The 6,000-nt window shown below is 63.4% G+C and carries 7 protein-coding genes, 1 tRNA gene and 1 pseudogene; 4 read left to right on the plus strand and 5 right to left on the minus strand.

Annotation, left to right across the window (positions count from 1 at the left end):
- Positions 1 to 73: 73 nt before the first annotated feature.
- A tRNA-Leu gene (locus tag P3W85_RS20525) sits at positions 74 to 160 on the minus strand.
- A 209-nt stretch (positions 161 to 369) separates the two neighbouring features.
- On the opposite strand from P3W85_RS20525, the gene P3W85_RS20530 reads away from it, so the two are divergent.
- The 3 genes from P3W85_RS20530 (at position 370) to P3W85_RS20540 (ending at position 1,860) form a co-directional block, all read left to right on the plus strand.
- Positions 370 to 690 carry a hypothetical protein gene (locus P3W85_RS20530; protein ID WP_035815098.1) on the plus strand — a complete coding sequence of 107 codons (321 nt, stop codon included), beginning with the start codon at positions 370 to 372 and terminating at the stop codon, positions 688 to 690.
- A gap of 277 nt (positions 691 to 967) precedes the next feature.
- The gene (locus P3W85_RS20535; RefSeq protein ID WP_017229361.1) at positions 968 to 1,231 is read left to right on the plus strand and encodes a hypothetical protein; all 264 of its coding nucleotides are present in this window, start codon (positions 968 to 970) and stop codon (positions 1,229 to 1,231) included.
- Positions 1,232 to 1,452: 221 nt separating this feature from the next.
- Positions 1,453 to 1,860 (plus strand): heme-binding protein, encoded by a 408-nt coding sequence (locus P3W85_RS20540; RefSeq protein WP_017229362.1) that lies wholly within the window; start codon positions 1,453 to 1,455, stop codon positions 1,858 to 1,860.
- Positions 1,861 to 2,141: 281 nt separating this feature from the next.
- Here P3W85_RS20540 and P3W85_RS20545 read toward each other — a convergent pair whose 3' ends face one another.
- The 4 genes from P3W85_RS20545 to P3W85_RS20560 all read right to left on the minus strand — a co-directional run bounded on the left by P3W85_RS20545 (position 2,142) and on the right by P3W85_RS20560 (position 4,601).
- On the minus strand, positions 2,142 to 2,465 hold the full coding sequence (locus tag P3W85_RS20545; RefSeq protein WP_017229364.1) for a hemin uptake protein HemP: 324 nt from the start codon (positions 2,463 to 2,465) through the stop codon (positions 2,142 to 2,144).
- A gap of 272 nt (positions 2,466 to 2,737) precedes the next feature.
- Positions 2,738 to 3,151: an ExbD/TolR family protein gene (locus P3W85_RS20550; RefSeq protein ID WP_017229365.1), complete on the minus strand. Its 414-nt coding sequence runs from the start codon at positions 3,149 to 3,151 to the stop codon at positions 2,738 to 2,740.
- 29 nt (positions 3,152 to 3,180) lie between these two features.
- A complete protein-coding gene (locus P3W85_RS20555) occupies positions 3,181 to 3,915 on the minus strand; it encodes a MotA/TolQ/ExbB proton channel family protein (protein WP_276266143.1) in 735 nt (244 codons plus the stop codon).
- A 29-nt stretch (positions 3,916 to 3,944) separates the two neighbouring features.
- Complete coding sequence (locus P3W85_RS20560) at positions 3,945 to 4,601, minus strand: energy transducer TonB (RefSeq protein ID WP_276266144.1); 657 nt, start codon at positions 4,599 to 4,601, stop codon at positions 3,945 to 3,947.
- A 441-nt stretch (positions 4,602 to 5,042) separates the two neighbouring features.
- On the opposite strand from P3W85_RS20560, the pseudogene P3W85_RS20565 reads away from it, so the two are divergent.
- A pseudogene (locus tag P3W85_RS20565) lies at positions 5,043 to 6,000 on the plus strand (ATPase); the annotation flags it as partial.

A 6,000-nucleotide genomic window follows, 5' to 3' on the forward strand; every position in this document is an offset into this window, starting at 1 on the left:
GAACATGGGCCGTGCCATCGGCGATGGCCGCGGCCCTCTGGCCGGGAAGGGCGTACCACGGCGGGATGGATGCTGGTGCGGCCGACGGGGGTCGAACCCGTAAGCCCGTAAAGGCGGCAGATTTTAAGTCTGCTGAGTCTACCAATTTCTCCACGGCCGCACGGCAAGCCCGGTATTGTGGTCGGTTGGGCGCGGTGATGCAAGCTCCGCGCGGCGTTTGCAGCGATATGGCCGGGCCATACGGCAGCTTGCATGGGCAAGTGGCGCTTGTTACGCCTGGTAACAATGTTGAGCCTGCGGTTTCACCTGGATTTTCCCAGGAATCTACAATACGGTTTATCGAATAACGACTTGCAAGAGGCAAGGATCATGAAACGTTGGTTGCTCGCAGGACTCGCTTTGCTCGGGGGGCTGGCATCGGGTGCGGCAATGGCCCATGTGAGCATTGGCGTGGGCATCGGCCTGCCTGGCGTTGTCGTCGGCGGTCCGGCTTACTACCCGCCGCCGGCCTATGTTGCCGCGCCCCCGGTGGTGATGGCGCCGGCGCCTGTCTACTATGGCCCGCCGCCTGTCGTGGTGCGGCCGGCCCCGGTGTATTACGGTCCGGCCTACTATGGTCCGGCCTACTATGGCCGCGGCTATTATGGGCCGCCGGGGCACTGGCATCGCGAGCATCGCCACTGGCGATAAGCCTGAACGATCTGCCATGCGCAGATCACGGGAAAGGGCCCTTCGGGGCCTTTTTCTATGGTGGCCCCTGGAAGGGGCGCTGTAGGCAGGTGTGGCGTATTGGTTCCATCGTTGCCAATGGGGTCAAAAAATTTGAAGGGACAGATCAAACGGATGCTTATATCGTTATTAGGGTTTCCACTTATACTCTCGCTGTGACACCGTGATGACAAGATTCCACAAAGCTCTGACATCTGGTGCCCTCTCCAGCACACAGTATTCCCAAGTGAATCCGACCATGAAGATCAAGAATAGCCTGGTAGCGATCGCAGCACTGACCGCCCTGTCCGCACTCTCCGCCTCCGCATTTGCCGCCGGTATCGCCAAGGCAGACCCTTACACCGACGGCGCCAAGATGGGCAAGGTAGATCCCTTCACCGACGGCGCGAAGATGGGCAAGGTGGACCCCTTCACCGATGGCGCCAAGATGGGCAAGGTGGACCCGTTCACCGATGGCGCCAAGGTTGGCGATCGCCGCGACCAGTTCAGCGACGGAGCCTGAACCCGCGCTATGCAGGTTCGCGGGCCCTGAGGGCGCCGGCACTTGCAGGAAGCAACGCTCTGCATAAGCAAAAGACCCGCCTGGTGCGGGTCTTTTGCTTGGGCGGTGCGCAGGGATCTGGCCGCCTGGCGGGCCCGGCCGTGGTCATGCCGCGGGCCCTGGCGCGCTATACTTCCGGCTCATTGAACTGATTCACCGAACTGATATTCGAGGAGAGTGGTATGCAGCAGAAAACCGTGCTGACGGCAGATGATGTGAAGAAGGTGCTGGCCGCGGCCGAGGTCGAAGCCAAGAATCACCAATGGGCAGTCTCGATTGCCATCGTTGACGATGGCGGTCACCTGCTGGCGCTGCAGCGCCTGGACGGCGCTGCGCCGATCTCCGGCTACATCGCCACCGAGAAGGCACGTACGTCGTCGCTGGGCCGTCGCGAGTCGAAGGTCTATGAAGACATGATCAACAACGGCCGCCACTCGTTCATGACCGCCCCCGTGCTGCAAGGCATGCTGGAGGGCGGCGTGCCCATCGTCGTCAATGACCAGGTGGTCGGCGCGGTAGGCGTATCTGGCGTGAAATCGACCGAAGACGCGCAGATCGCGCGCGCCGGCATTGCCGCCCTGGGCGTCTGAGCCAGGCCTGCGCAGCAAGGCAGGTCGCGGTGCGGCAATGAGCCTGGCTCACTGGTGCACCGCTAGTTTCTGATTGCGCATCGAAAGCATTGCCTTGCCCAAGACCGGAGCCCGCCGGAAGGCTTCGCCGCCGGGCTGCCGGTTCCGGTGGCTGGAGATGCTTCCTCCCTCGCGCCCTTTCGTCATCACATCGTTTCCGCCTGCATGGCCATTGCCTTGCGGGGGAGGGCGCTTGTGCAAGCCGAACCTCCGCGTGTCGCTGACGCGGGCACGCGACGATCTCATTTTGTCAGGATCAGCTTGCCATAGCGCGTGATGCGCAGGGTATAGACCTCGCCATTGTGCAGGATCGGCAGCAGGTTGTTGCCGCGCATCAGCGTGTCCAGGGGGACTGCGTTGCCTGCCGGCGCGGCGGGCAGGCTGTCGCGCACCAGGGCTTCGAGCCGGGCGGGCAAGGCAGCCACGGCGGATTTCATCGATTCGATCGCCGCGCTGGCCGGGCTCTCGCGCCGCGCCTGATGGGACTTGTTGGGTGTGACTTCGACCCGGCGCAGGGAAAGACGGCGGCGGGTGACATGCGGTTGCGGCAGCGGCAGGGTGCTCATCGGCAGGCTCCGGTCCGATGGTCTGTGGCGGCACGCGGGACTGCGTACTGACAAGACCGGGTTCAAGGTGATCTCATATTAAATGAGAACCGTTATCATTACAATAGACTTTTTCAGTCTCTGCTTGCGCGTCCCATAGCAGCATCCCGCTTCGCTGCAATGCATACCGCGAGCGGCTCCGGCAAACGAAAAGGGCACTCCATGGAGTGCCCTTTTCGATCTTCCCGCGCATGCGGCATGTCGGTGCCGCATGGCGCGACGCGCTGCCGCCGTCAGTGCTTTGGCTCGGTAATAAAGCCAATCTTCCCCAGCCCGCCGTGCTGCGCGGCGGCCATCACCTCGGCCACGAACTCGTAGCGCACGGCGCGATCGGCGCGCAGGTGCAGTTCCGGCTGCGGTTGCAGTTGCGCGGCCTGGGCGATGTTGGCTTCGAGCGTGGGCTCGTCCACTTCGCTCTGGTTCCAGAAGATCTTGCCGCCGGCGTCGATCGATACGTTGATGTTCTGCGGCTTGGGATCGTTGGGCGTGTTGGTCGCGCGCGGCAGGTCGATCTTGACCGCGTGGTTGATGACCGGGATGGTGATGATGAAGATGATCAGCAGCACCAGCATGACGTCGACCAGCGGCGTCATGTTGATTTCGCTCATTACTTCGTCATCGTCCGAATCTAGTGTGCCGAATGCCATGATGACTTCCTTGTTGCGTTGCTGCGGCCTTACTGGTTCTTGACGGCGAGGCGCACGCCATTGTCGTCGGCGCCGGCGCGGTTGCTGACCGGGCGCACGCGGGCACCGGTGATGAAGTAGGCATGCAGGTCATGGGCGAAGCGGTTGAGCTTCGAGATCACGCCCTTGTTGCCCCGGCTCAGCGCGTTGTAGCCGAGCACCGCGGGGATGGCCACGGCCAGGCCGAAGGCGGTCATGATCAGTGCCTCGCCCACCGGGCCGGCCACCTTGTCGATGGTCGGCACGCCGGAGGCGCCGATACCGATCAGTGCGTGATAGATGCCCCACACGGTACCGAACAGGCCGACGAACGGCGCGGTGGAACCGACCGAGGCCAGCACGGCCAGGCCCGATTGCATGCGGGCGACGGCCTCGTCGATGGCGCTCTTGAGCGAGCGGGTGATCCAGTCCGAGATGTCCATCACGTCGTGCAATTGCGGCTGGCTGGCGCGATGGTGCTGCGCGGCTTCCTTGCCGGTCACGGCGAGCGTGCGGAACGGGTTGGCGTCGCTGCTGCCGAGCGTTTCGAGCGCATGATCGAAATCGTCGGAATGCCAGAACTGCTTTTCAGCGCCGTGCGCCATCTTCTTGAGCCGGAACAGATCCCACGCCTTCGTGAGAATCACGATCCACGAAGCCAGCGACATGATGAGCAGAATGATGGCGGTGGCACGCATGACGAAATCGCCTTGCGTCCAGAGGTGAGAGAGTCCGAGGTCCTGCATGATGGTTCCTGGTGAGGTCGGTATTGAAATCAGTTGAGTTCGAAGTTGAACGGCTGGAGCACGTTGACTGTCTCGGCTCGGCCATTGTTCACATAGGGTTTGCAGCGGATCCGCTTGGCAGCATCCAGTGCGGCCTGATCCAGGCGGCTTGACCCGCTCGAAACGGTCACGACGGTCTTGACGGGCTTGGCAGTCTCATCGAGCGTGATGCGCACCGTGGTCTTGCCCATTTCGCCCACGCGCTGTGCCTGTTTCGGGTACACGGGCGGCGGTTGTTCGCACTGTATCTCGCCAGCACCGATCGTGCGCGGCGCAGCCGCCGCGGCCGGTGCTGGCGGCTCGGGTGCGGGTGCAGGTGGCGCGGGCGGTGCGGGTGGCGCCGGCGGCGCTTCCACGGCATTGGGCGTAGGCGGCAGCGAAGCCACCGGCGTCGGCGTCGGGCGCGGCTGTGGCTGCGGCGGGATGGGCTTGGTGATCTTGACCTGCCTGGGCGGTGCTTCCGGCTGAGGCTTTGGCGTCTCGGCGGGCTTCTGGGGCGGTTCGAGCGGGATGATGCGGGCGACGATTTCCGGCGAAATCACGGCCTCCGTGATTTTGCGCCCCAGGCCGCTCTGGATCAGGTAAAGCAGGCCGGCGTGAAACAGCAGGACGGCGAGCGTGATCTTTAAAAAACGTTGATCGAACATGAGAAAACAGCAGATGTCGGCGAACTGGCACTGCGCCGGCTTTATTAGCGATAGGGCCTATTTGCGATAGAACAGGATCAGCGAGATGCCACAACCGACCAGCAAGCTAAGCAGCAATTCCATGATAAACGCTCCTTCAACAGGGATGCCGGTGGGAGCGCCGCTCTCGAGGCAGCGTGTCAGGGGGCAAGTATAAACGATAATGATTCTTATTTGGTGGCATTTTTGTGCAACGCATGGTTCGTCAGCGCGCAGCCGTCTTTATACGCCGATTTGACCGCCGGTTGCCCCAGTGTTCCCGGCCCTGCGGCAAAATGCGCGTTCTCGCACGGCACAGGGTTGCCGGCAATGTCCGATCTGCCACAAAGCGCGCTAGCATAGGAAAAGAAGAGCAATTCGCCGCGCCGGCCACGGCGCTCCCCCGTGCGAGAGGACCAGGCCATGGACTTCACCCGTTTCGCCGAAGACGACAGCTCTACGCTCCTGCATGCCACTGCCGGCACGCCAGGCACCTCCGCGCTTGACTGGATGTGCGCCCAGTTCGCCTTGCGCGTGGTGTGCGCGCTGGGGCCGCGCTTCAATCTGCGCAGCAACATCAACGACATACTGACCGTCAGTGCCCAGGAAATGGTCTGGCCCTATGGCGTGGTGCTGCGCGTCCAGCGTTTTCTGGCGGCGCGCTGCGCCGATATGCCGGCCTGGAAGGGCGCCGCGCGGCTGACGCCCGAGGAGTTTCTGGAGCGGCACGGGCAATGGAACAGCGCCTTCGACGAAAGCGCATTGTTCTACTACCTTGACGAGTACGTCAAGCACCACGCCAAGGACATGTTCGCCGTGTTCGATGTGTCGGCGGCGTCGCTGGCCGCGCGCCTGGATGGCGAGCGCGTGCTGCTGGTGCGCAATATCGACATGCTCAGCCATGTGCTCGACCTGCCGGAGCACGAACGCAAGCTGCTGCTGTACGCGGCGCTGGCCAAATACAAGCGCGACCTGCGCGCGGTAATGGTGGATTGCAAGGTGGCGCACAGCCAGGAGGCCTTCCAGATCCTGGCCGGGCTGACCGGCGCCAGCCCGGGCGCGGTGGCGGCCTCGCTACGGCCCGGTTCTCGCCTGGAGACGCTCAACCTGATCGAGCAGCCCTTGCCCGAGAACAGCGTGACGGATCTCGGCGACCTGATGCGGCTGTCGGATCGCTTGCTGCACGTGCTGCTCGGCAACTACGCGAACGAGGCCGAGATGATGGCGGTCTTCACGCGGCCGGCGGCGGCGCCTACGCTGGGCACCGGCGACTATCCGCATGTGGAGACCGATGCACGTTACCTGTCGGCGCTGCTGGCGAACGCCACGCGGCAGCACGCCTGCGGCGTCAATGTGCTGATCTACGGTCCGCCGGGAACCG

Origin of the sequence: Cupriavidus basilensis (assembly GCF_029335485.1) — a bacterium.
Lineage (GTDB): Bacteria > Pseudomonadota > Gammaproteobacteria > Burkholderiales > Burkholderiaceae > Cupriavidus > Cupriavidus basilensis_E.